The sequence below is a fragment of the Citrobacter sp. Cb028 genome (assembly GCF_030336705.1).
Classification (GTDB): domain Bacteria; phylum Pseudomonadota; class Gammaproteobacteria; order Enterobacterales; family Enterobacteriaceae; genus Citrobacter; species Citrobacter braakii.
Window position 1 is genome coordinate 197472 of record NZ_JAOWCZ010000036.1, and the last position, 14902, is coordinate 212373.

General features: G+C 51.2%; 13 protein-coding genes. 5 read left to right on the forward strand and 8 right to left on the reverse strand.

Going from position 1 to position 14902, the window contains the following annotated elements; genetic code table 11:
• Nucleotides 1-12 precede the first annotated feature (12 nt).
• The 3 genes from glyS to OGV75_RS23000 form a co-directional block, all read right to left on the reverse strand.
• Nucleotides 13-2082 (reverse strand): glycine--tRNA ligase subunit beta, encoded by a 2070-nt coding sequence (gene glyS, locus OGV75_RS22990; protein WP_016157728.1) that lies wholly within the window; start codon nucleotides 2080-2082, stop codon nucleotides 13-15.
• Nucleotides 2083-2091: 9 nt separating this feature from the next.
• Entirely contained in the window at nucleotides 2092-3003 is a 912-nt protein-coding gene (glyQ, locus tag OGV75_RS22995) for a glycine--tRNA ligase subunit alpha (RefSeq protein ID WP_001168551.1), read from the reverse strand.
• A 95-nt stretch (nucleotides 3004-3098) separates the two neighbouring features.
• Nucleotides 3099-3407: a YsaB family lipoprotein gene (locus OGV75_RS23000; RefSeq protein ID WP_016154920.1), complete on the reverse strand. Its 309-nt coding sequence runs from the start codon at nucleotides 3405-3407 to the stop codon at nucleotides 3099-3101.
• Between the two features lie 173 nt (nucleotides 3408-3580).
• On the opposite strand from OGV75_RS23000, the gene OGV75_RS23005 reads away from it, so the two are divergent.
• Nucleotides 3581-4576, forward strand: coding sequence for an acyltransferase (locus tag OGV75_RS23005; protein ID WP_046275799.1), 996 nt, complete (start codon nucleotides 3581-3583; stop codon nucleotides 4574-4576).
• Nucleotides 4577-4616: 40 nt separating this feature from the next.
• Here OGV75_RS23005 and yiaA read toward each other — a convergent pair whose 3' ends face one another.
• The 4 genes from yiaA to xylA all read right to left on the reverse strand — a co-directional run bounded on the left by yiaA (nucleotide 4617) and on the right by xylA (nucleotide 8436).
• A complete protein-coding gene (gene yiaA / locus OGV75_RS23010) occupies nucleotides 4617-5054 on the reverse strand; it encodes an inner membrane protein YiaA (RefSeq protein ID WP_142418069.1) in 438 nt (145 codons plus the stop codon).
• A complete protein-coding gene (gene yiaB, locus OGV75_RS23015; protein WP_103283330.1) occupies nucleotides 5055-5423 on the reverse strand; it encodes an inner membrane protein YiaB in 369 nt (122 codons plus the stop codon). It abuts the gene before it with no gap.
• A gap of 166 nt (nucleotides 5424-5589) precedes the next feature.
• Nucleotides 5590-7044, reverse strand: coding sequence for a xylulokinase (gene xylB / locus OGV75_RS23020; RefSeq protein ID WP_286481307.1), 1455 nt, complete (start codon nucleotides 7042-7044; stop codon nucleotides 5590-5592).
• Nucleotides 7045-7113: 69 nt separating this feature from the next.
• A complete protein-coding gene (gene xylA / locus OGV75_RS23025) occupies nucleotides 7114-8436 on the reverse strand; it encodes a xylose isomerase (RefSeq protein WP_016154925.1) in 1323 nt (440 codons plus the stop codon).
• A 365-nt stretch (nucleotides 8437-8801) separates the two neighbouring features.
• Between xylA and xylF the strand changes: the two genes are divergently transcribed.
• The 4 genes from xylF (at nucleotide 8802) to xylR (ending at nucleotide 13863) form a co-directional block, all read left to right on the forward strand.
• The gene (xylF, locus tag OGV75_RS23030) at nucleotides 8802-9794 is read left to right on the forward strand and encodes a D-xylose ABC transporter substrate-binding protein (RefSeq protein WP_016154926.1); all 993 of its coding nucleotides are present in this window, start codon (nucleotides 8802-8804) and stop codon (nucleotides 9792-9794) included.
• Nucleotides 9795-9903: 109 nt separating this feature from the next.
• The gene (locus tag OGV75_RS23035; protein ID WP_286481309.1) at nucleotides 9904-11445 is read left to right on the forward strand and encodes a xylose ABC transporter ATP-binding protein; all 1542 of its coding nucleotides are present in this window, start codon (nucleotides 9904-9906) and stop codon (nucleotides 11443-11445) included.
• Nucleotides 11423-12604, forward strand: a complete 1182-nt coding sequence (gene xylH / locus OGV75_RS23040) for a xylose ABC transporter permease XylH (RefSeq protein ID WP_016154928.1) — start codon at nucleotides 11423-11425, stop codon at nucleotides 12602-12604. Before OGV75_RS23035 ends, xylH begins: the two co-directional genes overlap by 23 nt.
• A gap of 80 nt (nucleotides 12605-12684) precedes the next feature.
• Nucleotides 12685-13863: a D-xylose utilization transcriptional activator XylR gene (gene xylR, locus OGV75_RS23045; protein WP_016154929.1), complete on the forward strand. Its 1179-nt coding sequence runs from the start codon at nucleotides 12685-12687 to the stop codon at nucleotides 13861-13863.
• Nucleotides 13864-13905: 42 nt separating this feature from the next.
• Here the strand turns inward: xylR and OGV75_RS23050 are convergent, their stop codons facing one another.
• The gene (locus tag OGV75_RS23050; RefSeq protein ID WP_016154930.1) at nucleotides 13906-14730 is read right to left on the reverse strand and encodes a protein bax; all 825 of its coding nucleotides are present in this window, start codon (nucleotides 14728-14730) and stop codon (nucleotides 13906-13908) included.
• Nucleotides 14731-14902: the final 172 nt, after the last annotated feature.

Here is a 14902-nt window from a genome sequence, read left to right on the forward strand (position 1 = left end):
AGTTCAGGAGCGTTACTGCAGCAGAGAAATATCCGCTACGCGCAGGAACAGTTCGCGCAGTTTTGCGAGCATAGACAGACGGTTAATACGCAGATCTTTATCTTCCACGTTGACCATCACTTTCTCGAAGAACGCATCAACCGGTTCACGCAGTTCCGCCAACTCAACCAGCGCTTCCTGGTAACGACCAGCTGCAAAGACAGGCTCCAGCTTATCGCGCAGCACCACAACCTGCAGCGCCAGCGCAATTTCTTCCGGCTCTTTCAGCGTTGCCGAATTTACGCGGTCATTCAGCGTCTCTTCAGACTTCGCCAGGATGTTCGATACACGCTTGTTCGCTGCAGCCAGCGCGGACGCGGCTTCCAGCGTACGGAAGTGCGAAACCGCCTTCATACGTGCGTCGAAATCAGCCGGACGAGTCGGACGACGCGCCAGTACTGCCTGAATGGTATCGACGGTGTAACCTTCATCCTGATACCAGGCGCGGAAGCGACCGAGCATAAAGTCGATCACATCATCCACCACGTTGGCGTTAGTCAGCTTGTCGCCATACAGACGAACCGCTTCTTCGGTCAACGTTTGTAGATCCAGATTCAGGTTCTTCTCAACGATGATACGCAGTACGCCCAGCGCGGCACGACGCAGCGCAAACGGGTCTTTGTCGCCTTTTGGATGCTGACCGATACCGAAGATACCCGCCAGTGTGTCCATCTTATCGGCAATCGCCACGGCACAGGCAACCGGATTAGATGGCAGGTCATCACCGGCAAAACGCGGCTGATACTGCTCGTTCAGCGCCACAGCGACATCTTCCGCTTCACCATCGTGACGCGCGTAGTGCATGCCCATCACGCCCTGAGTATCGGTGAACTCGAAGACCATGTTGGTCATCAGGTCGCACTTGGACAGCAGGCCAGCACGCGTTGCGTGGTTAACGTCAGCGCCAATCTGACCAGCAATCCAGCCCGCCAGCGCCTGGATACGGTCAGTTTTGTCGCGCAGCGTACCCAGTTGCTGTTGGAACAGCACGGTTTGCAGACGCGGCAGATGGTCTTCCAGACGTTTTTTACGGTCAGTATTGAAGAAGAATTCGGCATCCGCCAGACGCGGACGAACCACCTTCTCGTTACCGGAGATGATTTGCTGCGGGTCTTTAGATTCGATGTTGGCAACGAAGATAAAGTTCGGCAGCAGTTTGCCGTCGTTCGCGTATACCGGGAAGTACTTCTGGTCACCTTTCATGGTGTGTACCAGCGCTTCGGACGGAACAGCGAGGAATTTCTCTTCGAACTTCGCGGTCAGCACGACCGGCCATTCCACCAGCGAGGTGACTTCTTCCAGCAGGCTTTCACTCAGATCGGCGTTGCCGCCAATTTTACGCGCCGCGTCTTCGGCATCGGCTTTGATTTTGGCTTTACGCTCAGCGTAATCCGCAATCACTTTGCCGCGCTCACGCAGAATTTCTGGGTACTGATCGGCATTATCGATGGTGAACTCCGGCTCGCCCATAAAGCGATGCCCGCGGATCACGCGATCAGACTGAATACCCAGAATAGTTGCCGGAATAACTTTGTCGCCCAGCAGCAGCGTCACGGTGTGAACCGGACGCACGAAGTGAACGTCAGACGCGCCCCAGCGCATCAGTTTCGGGATCGGCAGCTTCGCCAGTGAGGTGGCGATCATATTCGGCAGCAACGCTTCAGCGCTTTCGCCTTTCACATGCGCGCGATACAGCAGCCACTCGCCTTTGTCGGTGGTCAGACGCTCAGCCTGATCAACCGTGATGCCACAGCCACGCGCCCAACCTTCGGCCGCTTTGCTCGGTTTACCTTCGGCGTCAAACGCCTGGGCGATAGCCGGGCCGCGTTTTTCTACTTCACGGTCGGGTTGCGCTTCAGCCAGGGCAGCGACTTTCAACGCCAGACGACGCGGCGCGGCGAACCACTCCACGTTGCCGTGCGCGATGCCAGCATTATCCAGCTCCGCGGTAAAGTTCGCAGCAAAGGACTCAGCCAGGCTGCGCAGTGCTTTTGGTGGCAGCTCTTCAGTGCCGATTTCCACCAGAAAAGTTTTCTCAGACATGGCCGCCTCTTATTTGTCTTTGTTGCACATCGGGAAGCCAAGGGCTTCACGGGAAGCGTAGTAAGCTTCTGCCACTGCTTTGGTCAGGGTGCGAATACGCAGGATATAGCGCTGACGCTCGGTGACGGAGATGGCTTTACGCGCATCCAGCAGGTTGAAGCTATGGGCGGCTTTCAGAATACGTTCATACGCAGGCAGCGGCAGCGGATTTTCCAGCGCCAGCAACTGCTGCGCTTCTTTCTCGTACTGCTCGAAGCAGGTGAACAGGAAGTCCACGTCGGCGTATTCGAAGTTGTAGGTGGATTGCTCCACTTCGTTCTGATGGAACACGTCGCCGTAAGTGGTTTTACCCAGCGGGCCGTCGCTCCAGACCAGGTCGTAAACGCTGTCTACGCCCTGAATGTACATAGCCAGACGTTCCAGACCGTAGGTAATTTCCCCGGTCACTGGTTTACATTCCAGACCACCAACCTGCTGGAAGTAGGTGAACTGCGTGACTTCCATGCCGTTCAGCCACACTTCCCAACCCAGACCCCAGGCACCCAGCGTTGGGTTTTCCCAGTTATCTTCCACGAAACGGATATCGTGAATGGTCGGGTCCATACCCAGCTCTTTCAGAGAACCCAGGTACAGCTCCTGAATGTTGTCCGGAGACGGCTTAATCACTACCTGGAACTGATAGTAGTGCTGTAAGCGGTTCGGGTTTTCGCCATAGCGGCCGTCGGTCGGACGACGAGAAGGCTGCACATAAGCAGTCGCCATCGGTTCCGGCCCCAGCGCCCGCAGGCAGGTCATTGGGTGAGATGTCCCCGCGCCGACTTCCATGTCCAATGGTTGAACGATGGTGCAGCCCTGGCGAGCCCAGTAATCCTGTAAGGTCAGGATCAAGCCCTGGAAGGTCCTGGTATCAAACTTTTGCATATTATTTCGTGCTGGATACGTGTGGATTTAAAGGAAGCGGTCAGTATACCCGCTGGCTGCAAGATATACAGTACGAAACGGGAAAAAGGGGGAACTTAGCGCATGGAAAGGTGTAAAAACTGCCCGTCTGCATCAAAAGAGCAGACAAAACTCTCTTTACGGAAGGTAGAACCACGCATCTCATAGCTGCCCTGAAATTGTTCCAGACCGGAGATATCAATTTTCTGCACACCAGTGTTGTAGATTTGTGCCGCCTCATTTTTACACAGTGACTCCATATCCAGCGAACGTGTTGCACTGACTTTGATCTTTTGCGCCTTCTGCGCGGGTGCAGGCGGCTGGGTGTCGGCGCACGCAACCAGTAAAAGGGTAACGATCGCGGAAAAGAAATACTTCATCATCATTTTATTACCGCCTGGTTTGCTGGTCAGTCTTATTATTAAGTGTCTGGAAACGGATGCTATTTTGAGAATCTCATCAGACCATCTCAAGCTTTAGCGTAAGATCTCGGATTTTTCCAGTGAGCTACGCTCGCAAATTTTCGGTCAGACTTTTTTTAATGGATACAGAGGAACTGATGCAGCCCAAAATATTCTGGATTGATAACCTGCGCGGGATAGCCTGTCTCATGGTTGTGATGATCCACACCACGACCTGGTACATCACCAATGCGCAAAGCGTCAGCCCGTTGAATTGGGATCTGGCCAATGTGCTCAATTCAGCCTCTCGCGTCAGCGTCCCGTTGTTCTTTATGATTTCGGGCTATCTGTTTTTTGGCGAGCGCAGCGCCAAACCGCGCCATTTCATGCGCATTGCGCTCTGCATCCTGTTTTACAGCAGCGTGGCGCTGGCCTACATCCTGCTGTTTACCTCGATCAACGCTGAGCTGTCGCTGAAAAACCTGCTGCAAAAGCCGGTGTTCTATCACCTGTGGTTTTTCTTCGCGATCGCCGTAATCTACCTGGTTTCCCCGCTGATACAGGTAAAAAATATCAGCGGCAAGATGCTGCTGGCGCTTATGGTGGTGATTGGGGTGATTGCCAATCCCAATACCGTCTCACAAAAAATTGGCGGTTTTGAGTGGCTTCCCATCAACCTGTACATCAGTGGCGACACGTTCTACTACATCGTGTACGGTATGCTAGGCCGAGCGATTGGTATGATGGATACGCACAAGCGCGCGCTTACCTGGCTCTGTGCGGCGTTGTTTATCACCGCAGTGTTTATTATTTCTCGAGGCACGTTGCATGAACTGCGTTGGCGAGGCAATTTTGCCGATACCTGGTATCTCTATTGCGGCCCGGCGGTGTTTATTTGTGCTGCCTCCCTCCTGACGCTGGTCAAAAATACGCTCAGTACGCGCACTCTGCCGGTACTGGGCCTTATTTCCCGCCACTCCCTGGGCATTTATGGCTTTCATGCGCTGATCATTCACGCGCTACGCACCAACGGTGTAGAACTCAAAAACTGGCCGCCGCTGGATATGCTATGGATTTTTAGCGCCACGCTGGCGGGAAGTTTACTGTTGTCTGTATTGTTGCAGCGCATCGATACGCGCAGACTGGTGAGCTAACAATAAAAGCCCTCGATCGGTAACCATCGAGGGCATACGATCACTCCGTAAAATCGTCTGCGACTGCCAGCGTTTCTTTTGGATGCTCAAAGTCACTATCACGGATATTTTTCTGCACCGCAACGGTACCAAACAGGCTTAAAAAGAAGGCCAGGCCGTAAAACCCTTTCTCGTTTAGCAGCAGCGTGGCATTCCACAAACCGATAACCAACAATGCAACCGCAATAATAAACGCGGCAAGACAGGTTATGTAGTAAATCGGCGTAGTCGGGATCCCCTCATATTTATCCCGTACCGTCTTTTGATACGACGCAGCAGAAAACAAACCAAGCACCAAAACAGCAAAGTAATACCCCTTTTCGTTCAACTGCATATCGGCATTCCACAATCCCAGCAGATAAACCACAATGCCGCCGAGAAGCGCGACCCATGACACAATACTAAATGCCGGTGAATAAGTTGATGTCCTGTTTTCCATTTAGAGTTCCGGTCCTTTAGATAAATATTCTGCTGAACGCATGAGTAAAACTTGCCCCAGTAAACATACGATGAATGCCAGCGGGAACAGCCCCTTTTCGAGGGGTGATAATGGGACATTCAATACGCCCACCAACAGCACCCCTACCGTGATGAGTGCCACCATCTGACATACAGAGGCGAAGTGTTCATCGTTCTGATTGAGATTTTCTGCACGCTGATAAACGTACGTCACAAACATTCCCGTCATCAGCACGGCGAAAAAATAGCCTTTGCTACTCAATAACGGGCATGCCCGCCATAAGCCAATAACGTAAATAAATGCACCAGAGAAGAATAATATCCATGGCAACAGCCTTGTCGTCTTCATTGGGACCTCCTTATCCATCATGGATACAATATGAATAACCCGCTAAAGACAACACAGAAAAGGTCACTACGCCGGACTTTCAGAATAAATTCATGCGCGCCAATTATTAATTAGATTGAAATATATATTTGATAAATCCCCTCTGTTTACCAGAGGGGATTTAGGGTCAGGACATCAGCGGGTGTAATTGCTGATAGATTCGGCGGAAGGTTTCCCGACGCTGTTGGTAAAGGGCATGGCGCTCGACATCAGGATAATGCGCCTGCTCCAGCGTAAGCTGAGGTAGAAGGTCTGATAATGGCTGCTGCGGATTAATGGCAATTTGCGCCAGACGCGCCGCACCGAGAGCAGGACCAACATCGCCGCCGGTACGGTAATCCAACTGCAATCCGCTGATGTCAGACAGCATCTGACGCCAGTATTCGCTGCGCGCCCCGCCGCCAATCAGCGTAATGCTGGAGGGCTGCACGCCGCAGGCATGTACCACGTCCATACCCTCAGCCAATGCAAAACCAACGCCTTCCAACACCGCCTGAGCCAGCTCCGCCGGACCATGCTGATGCGTCAGACCGAAAAATACGCCCTTTGCCTGCGGGTTGTTGTGCGGCGTACGTTCACCGGACAGATAGGGTAAAAACCAGACCGGCTCAGCGTGTTCATCCGCCTGTTGCGCTGCGGCAATCAACGCAGGAACGCTCGCCAGTCCGGTTAATTTTGCCGCCCAGTCCAGGCAGGATGCCGCACTTAGCATCACGGACATCAGGTGCCATCGTTCAGGCAAGGCATGGCAAAAACTATGGACCGCGCTTTCCGGTTTGCTGAGAAAGCCGTCGCTGACCGCAAAATAGACCCCGGAAGTACCCAGCGATAGCATCGCCTGACCGGCATTCATCATGCCCACGCCAACCGCCCCCGCTGCGTTATCCCCACCTCCGGCGACCACCGCAACCTCCTGCATTCCCCAGGCCCTGGCGACTGCTGGCAACAATGTTCCGGTAATCTCACTGCCTTCATAGAGCGCAGGCATATGCGCACGAGTCAGCTTACAGGCTTCCAGCATGACATCACTCCAGTCACGCTTCGCAACATCCAGCCACAGGGTACCAGCCGCATCAGACATATCGCTGGCGAAATCGCCGGTCATACGCAGGCGCAGGTAATCTTTCGGCAGCAGGACTTTATCAACCCGGCTAAAAATCTCCGGTTCGTGGCGCTGTACCCACAGCAGCTTTGGCGCGGTAAAGCCAGGCATCATCAGGTTGCCGGTGATGGTACGAGACTGCGGAACCAGGCTCTCCAGCATGACGCACTCTTCGGCGCAGCGACCATCGTTCCACAGGATAGCCGGGCGCAATACCTTCTGTTGTTCATCCAGTAGCGTCGCGCCGTGCATCTGTCCGGCAATCCCCAACGCTTTCACCTCGCGAAGTGAATGCTGCCGACCCAGGGCTTTCACAGCGCGATCCGTTGCCAGCCACCACTGGTCTGGGTCTTGTTCTGACCATAACGGGTGCGGGCGCGAGACGGTGAGTTTCTCTGTTTGCGAAGCGACCACTTCGCCCTGCTCGTTGAGCAGAATGGCCTTTACGCCTGATGTGCCAAGATCTATCCCGATATACATAGGGCATCGTTCCTTAAAGAAAGGCCCGGTAGCGCGAGCTGACCGGGCTTACGGACATGCTCAGACCCGTTATTTGTCGAACAAATAATGGTTCACCAGATTTTCCAGCAATTCCTGATGACCGCTCTGGTGCACTGGCGCCAGGTTGTGTTGTTCAGCGTACTGCGCAATTTCCGTCAGCGTCATCTGCCCTTTCAGAATTTGCTGGCCCAGCTCACCATTCCAACCGGCATAACGTTTAGCCACGCGCTGATCCAGACCACCGTCTTCAATCATACGCGCCGCAATTTTCAGCGACAGCGCCATGGTATCCATCGCGCCAATATGACCATAGAACAGATCGTATTTATCGGTACTCTGACGACGAACCTTGGCATCGAAGTTCAGGCCACCGGTGGTGAAGCCGCCGGCTTTCAGGATTTCGTACATCACCAACGCATTCTCTTCTACGCTGTTCGGGAACTGGTCAGTATCCCAGCCCAGTTGCGCGTCCCCACGGTTGGCATCGACAGAGCCAAACAGACCCAGCGCGATAGCAGTGGCGATTTCGTGATGGAATGAGTGACCCGCCAACGTGGCGTGGTTGGCTTCGATATTCAGTTTGATCTCTTTTTCCAGACCGAACTGCTTGAGGAATCCGTATACGGTCGCCGCATCGTAATCGTACTGGTGCTTGGTCGGTTCCTGCGGCTTCGGCTCGATAAGCAAAGTGCCCTGGAAACCGGTTTTGTGTTTGTGTTCCACGACCAGTTGCATGAAGCGACCAATTTGCTCACGTTCCTGCCGCAGATCGGTATTCAGCAGCGTTTCATAGCCTTCACGACCGCCCCACAGAACGTAGTTTTCACCGCCTAATTTATGCGTGGCATCCATAGCCGTAACCACCTGAGTGGCGGCCCAGCTGAACACTTCCGGATCCGGGTTCGTGGCCGCGCCCGCGCCGTAACGTGGGTTGGTGAAGCAGTTTGCCGTTCCCCACAGCAGCTTCACGCCGCTCTGTTCCTGTTTTGCCGCCAGTACATCAACCATCTGCGCAAAATTGTTTTTGTACTCTTTCAGCGACGCGCCTTCCGGCGAGACATCTACGTCATGGAAGCAGTAGTAGGGCACGTTCAGCTTGTGGAAAAACTCGAACGCCACGTCCGCCTTGCGCTTCGCTAATTCCAGCGCTTCACCGGGCTGCTGCCACGGGCGATTAAATGCACCAACACCAAACATATCTGCACCATTCCAGCAGAAAGTGTGCCAGTAGCAGGCAGCAAACCGCAGGTGATCTTCCATACGCTTGCCTAACACTAACTCATCAGAGTTGTAGTGGCGAAATGCTAATGGATTAGTTGATTTGGTACCTTCATAACGAACGCGCTCAAGCTGGTCAAAATAGGCTGGCATAATGAACTCCATAATCAGGTAATGCGGCGGGTGATGGATAATGTCGTAATATTGGGCACTCCCCACCTATTGCTCAATTATGTTATTTCATACTGCCATTGAGATAATTCACAAGTGTGCGCTACTTCTCAAAATAAAATCTGACTAATTTAAAAAATTTTACCTATCAAACTTAAATGCAACCCAGGTAACGAATCATTTAAAATACGATCCCGGTCATAAATCAAGAAATAAACCAAAAAACGTAATTGGAAGATAAAAATCTATAATTGCCTTCCCGCCGTTACCTGTTAAAACTCTGCTACGTCTTATGCTGTGATTGTTACTTTTACTGCTGTTCCCCCCCTACAAAAGGCATCACGATTATGAAGATGAAGAACATTTTACTTGCTGTTTGCACATCCCTTTTACTCACCAGCGTCGCAGGTCATGCCAAAGAAGTAAAAATCGGTATGGCGATTGATGATCTCCGCCTGGAACGCTGGCAGAAAGATCGCGATATTTTCGTCAACAAAGCTGAATCGCTTGGTGCGAAAGTATTTGTACAATCGGCGAATGGTAATGAAGAAACCCAAATGTCGCAGATTGAAAACATGATAAACCGGGGCGTGGATGTCCTTGTGATAATCCCTTACAACGGCCAGGTATTAAGCAATGTTATCAAAGAAGCAAAACAAGAAGGGATCAAGGTGCTGGCTTACGATCGCATGATCAATGATGCTGACATCGATTTTTATATCTCTTTCGATAATGAAAAAGTAGGTGAATTACAGGCTCAATCATTAGTCAATATTGTCCCCGAAGGGAATTATTTCCTGATGGGTGGCTCGCCCGTTGATAACAACGCGAAGCTGTTCCGCGCTGGACAAATGAAAGTATTAAAACCGTATATCGACAGCGGAAAAATTAAGGTAGTGGGCGATCAATGGGTTGACGGCTGGTTACCGGAGAATGCGTTGAAGATTATGGAAAATGCGCTAACCGCCAACAATAACAAAATTGATGCAGTAGTTGCCTCAAATGACGCCACAGCTGGCGGTGCGATTCAGGCGCTGAGTGCGCAAGGATTATCAGGAAAAGTCGCTATTTCCGGACAAGATGCAGACCTTGCAGGCATCAAGCGCATTGTCGCCGGGACTCAAACCATGACGGTTTATAAACCTATTACATTGCTCGCAAATACCGCTGCGGAAATCGCCGTCGAACTGGGAAATGATCAACAGCCTAAAGCAGATACTTCGCTGAATAATGGCCTGAAAGATGTCCCTTCCCGACTACTCACACCTATTGATGTTAACAAAGACAATATTAACGAGACCGTCATTAAAGACGGATTCCACAAGAAAAGCGATCTGTAAGCCATGTGCCCTCTGCAAATCAGAGGGCAATAAAACGTGGTGTCAAATTCGCCACGGATAAACGTGAATGTCCACGCAGGGTTCTCTTATTGGCTTATGTGGAGCAGTTATGCCATATCTTCTTGAAATGAAAAACATTACCAAGACATTCGGCGTAGTGAAGGCGGTTGATAACGTTAGCCTTAGGATCAATGCTGGCGAAATCATTTCATTATGCGGTGAAAATGGTTCGGGTAAATCGACGCTAATGAAAGTTCTGTGCGGAATTTACCCGCATGGAACCTACGAAGGCGAGATCATTTTTGCTGGCGAAGCCATCCGTGCCAGCCATATTCGTGATACCGAACGTAAGGGTATTGCGATCATCCACCAGGAATTAGCCCTGGTAAAAGAGTTAACAATACTGGAAAATATTTTCCTCGGTAACGAAATGACCCGTAACGGCGTTCTTGATTACGAGATGATGACGTTACGCTGTCAAAAATTACTCGATCAGGTCAGTTTGTCTATTTCGCCAGATACGCGCGTGGGCGATTTAGGATTAGGGCAACAACAGCTGGTAGAAATTGCAAAAGCGCTGAATAAGCAGGTCCGCTTACTTATTCTGGATGAACCAACGGCCTCCCTCACCGAGCAGGAAACTGCAATACTGCTGAATATTATACGTGACCTACAACAGCATGATATCGCCTGCATTTATATTTCACACAAATTGAATGAAGTTAAGGCCATCTCGAATACCATTTGCGTTATTCGCGACGGTAAACACATCGGCACACGCGATGCAACCAACATGACTGAAGACGATATTATCACCATGATGGTTGGTCGTGAGCTCACCGCACTTTACCCCAGCGAGCCTCATACCACGGGACAAGAGATTTTACGGGTTGAGAATCTGACAGCCTGGCATCCCGTCAATCGCCATATAAAACGCGTCAACGACATTTCTTTCTCACTCAAGCAGGGCGAAATTCTCGGCATTGCCGGACTCGTCGGTGCAGGACGTACCGAAGCCGTACAGTGTCTGTTTGGCGTCTGGTCTGGTCGTTGGGAGGGAAAGATTTTTATTGAAGGCACTCAGGTGCATATCCATAACTGCCAGCAAGCTATTGCTCATGGCATCGCCATGGTGCCTGAAGACAGAAAAAAAGATGGCATTGTTCCGGTGATGGCTGTGGGGAAAAATATCACGCTGGCTGCACTCGATAAATTTACCGGGGGCATGAGCCATCTTGATGATGCCGCTGAACAAAAATGCATTCTGGAATCGCTTCAACAGCTCAAAGTAAAAACATCGTCTCCCGACCTTGCGATCGGGCGTCTGAGCGGAGGGAATCAGCAAAAAGCGATTCTCGCGCGTTGCCTCCTGTTAAATCCCCGGATTCTCATTCTTGATGAACCCACCAGGGGTATTGATATCGGCGCCAAATATGAAATCTACAAACTCATCAACCAGCTCGTCCAGGAAGGCATTGCCGTGATTGTCATCTCCTCTGAATTACCTGAAGTGCTCGGACTAAGCGATCGCATCCTCGTGATGCATGAAGGAAAACTGAAAGCTAACCTGGTAAATCATAACCTGACTCAGGAGCAGGTGATGGAAGCCGCATTAAGGAGCGAACATCATGTCGAAAAACAATCCGTCTGAAGCGAAACTTTCTCCCTCTATCACAGGTGGTTTCCCAGCAATAAAATCGCTTAACTTGCAAGTCTTCGTCATGATTGCGGCGATTATCGTGATTATGCTGTTTTTCACGTGGACCACTGATGGCGCATACCTGAGCGCACGTAATGTCTCGAACCTGCTTCGACAGACTGCGATTACCGGTATTCTTGCCGTGGGTATGGTGTTTGTGATCATTTCCGCTGAAATCGATCTCTCTGTCGGTTCCATGATGGGATTATTGGGCGGCGTAGCGGCGATCTGTGATGTTTGGCTAGGCTGGCCTTTACCGCTGACGGTGATCGTAACCCTGACTCTGGGATTGCTCCTCGGGGCATGGAATGGATGGTGGGTTGCTTACCGCAAGGTTCCGTCGTTTATCGTCACCCTTGCGGGAATGCTGGCTTTCCGCGGTATTCTGATTGGCATCACCAACGGCACCACCGTATCCCCCACCAGCGCAGCAATGTCTCAGATTGGTCAGAGCTACTTGTCTGATGGCACAGGCTTTGTCATCGGTGCTCTCGGCTTAATGGCGTTTGTTGGCTGGCAATGGCGAGGCCGTATGCGTCGCCAGGCGTTAGGCCTTGCCACTCCCGCATCAACGTCGGCTGTGGGTCGCCAGGCATTCACAGCCATTGTCGTCTTAGGGGCAATCTGGCTATTAAACGATTATCGTGGTGTTCCAACGCCCGTCCTGCTGCTGACGCTGCTGCTGCTCGGTGGGATGTTTATGGCCACGCGCACTGCATTCGGTCGGAGAATTTACGCCATTGGCGGGAACCTGGAAGCCGCCCGCCTTTCAGGTATCAACGTTGAACGCACCAAACTTGCCGTCTTCGCTATTAATGGTTTGATGGTCGCCATTGCCGGGCTCATTCTTAGCTCCCGGCTTGGCGCAGGTTCCCCTTCCGCAGGGAACATTGCAGAACTGGATGCCATTGCCGCATGTGTCATCGGGGGAACCAGCCTGGCGGGAGGGGTCGGGAGTGTTGCCGGCGCCGTCATGGGCGCATTTATTATGGCTTCTCTCGATAATGGAATGAGTATGATGGACGTCCCCACCTTCTGGCAATACATAGTGAAAGGAGCGATATTGTTGTTGGCGGTATGGATGGACTCAGCAACCAAACGTCGTTCCTGAATTTAAGAAGTGGGTGTATCTCAATGCCGGTAAATGCAACCGGCATTGTCTTTTCTACATGATTCAGCAGGAAAAGAACCATGTTTTATAAACGTCATCGTATTACGTTGTTATTTAATGCCAATAAAGCCTACGACCGTCAGGTGGTTGAAGGGGTTGGCGAGTATCTGCAAGCGTCGCAATCGGAGTGGGATATCTTCATAGAAGAAGATTTTCGTGCTCGCATTGATAACATTAAAGAGTGGTTAGGCGACGGCGTTATTGCCGATTATGACGATGATGATATTGCGCAATTACTTGTCGATGTGGATGTTCCGATCATTGGCGTTGGGGGTTCCTACCATCTGCAGCAAGATTATCCACCAGTACATTACATTGCCACCGACAACCACGCGCTGGTAGAAAGCGCTTTCCTGCATCTGAAAGAGAAAGGGATTAACCGCTTTGCGTTTTATGGTCTTCCGGCTTCAAGCGGTAAACGCTGGGCCGCAGAACGTGAATATGCGTTTTGCCAGTTGGTTGCCAAAGAGAAGTACCGCGGCGTCGTCTATCAGGGGCTGGAAACCGCGCCGGAGAACTGGCAGCACGCGCAAAATAGGCTGGCGGACTGGCTGCAAACCTTACCTCCACAAACTGGGATTATCGCCGTCACCGACGCACGTGCGCGGCACGTTCTGCAGGCCTGTGAACATCTGCATATTCCGGTACCGGAAAAACTGTGCGTCATTGGTATCGATAACGAAGAGCTGACCCGTTACCTGTCACGAGTCGCCTTGTCCTCCGTCGCTCAGGGGGCCAGACAGATGGGATATCAGGCAGCCAAACTACTCCACCGCCTGCTGGCTCACGAAGAGATACCCTTACAGCGCATTCTGGTTCCTCCTGTACGCGTTGTTGCGCGTCAGTCTACAGATTATCGTTCACTTACCGATCCTGCCGTTATTCAGGCGATGCATTACATTCGCAACCATGCCTGCAAAGGTATCAAGGTTGATCAAGTGTTGGACTCAGTAGGGATTTCACGTTCGAATCTGGAGAAGCGCTTTAAAGAAGAGGTCGGAGAGACCATTCACGCCGTGATTCATGCCGAAAAGCTGGAAAAGGCGCGCAGCCTGTTGATTTCTACCACGCTTTCAATCAACGAAATTTCACAGATGTGCGGCTACCCATCTCTGCAGTATTTCTATTCGGTATTCAAGAAAGAGTACGACACGACGCCAAAAGAGTATCGCGATGTGAACAGTGAAGTGTTGCTATAAGGATGATAGCCGGAGGGCGAAGTCGCCATCCGGCACTCGAAATTACATATGCGCGGCGATTAAACGCTGGTTGTCCTGATACATTGCGAACAGATAGTTGTTATAACTCTGTCCCTTAGTGGAATAACCCTTCAGCTTATGGATCATCGCGGTGGCGGTGACTTCCTGATCGGCTTTACGCAACTGCGCACGTGACTTACGGAAGGAAGAGTAGGCCGGATGCGTATTCAAATTAATGACGTAAGCATTCACCGACTCTTTCACTGATTCAAACTGTGAGTAGCCTTTCACCTTACCCGGTGCATTGTTACAACGACCCTTGCCACATTTCATGCCAAACAGGTTGTTGTTGCTCCGCGCCAGCTTCGACGTACCCCAGCCGCTTTCTGCCGCAGCCATGGTTGCCACCATACTGGTCGGGATAATGTCTACACGCTCAAGCAGCGTATTCCACGGAATTTTACGCGTGTTACCAGACCAGTTCACCTTGTAGCGCTTCGCGATGTCTTTCATACGCGTACGCTCAGTCGGTGACCAGCGGTTCTGGTACTGTTTTGAAATCAGCCAGTTACGGTCCGCCGTAATGGCAGCATTTTGACTGGTAATATAAGGCATAACTGTCCGGAGAAACGCTTTTTTCCTTGGTGTTCCGGAAGGGTATTTTCGCAAATCAGGAAGTGAACTACTCTTTGCACTATTGCGAGAATACTCTTGTTTACTGCTAACCTGTTTATTACTTGCCTTGGTTATCTGGGGCTTGTGACTCGTTGTCGCCGTGTGTGTCTTTGCCAGCACCTCACCCGAAAATGCAACGGTGAGTAACATAAGAATCATTGCCCCATATCGTCGAATGGGAGTCAATATCATTAGGTCTCCTGGTCGGATTTATACATTCCAACACCTTATATTTTTCACAAAAATGAGAGATGAATCTCAAATCATATCAAAAATAGCCGTCAAGAGCACCCTCAGGAATAGTCCAATTCTGAAACTATGTCACGTATTAACAGTTCTGGGTGCCATTAATTCGAAGAAAATG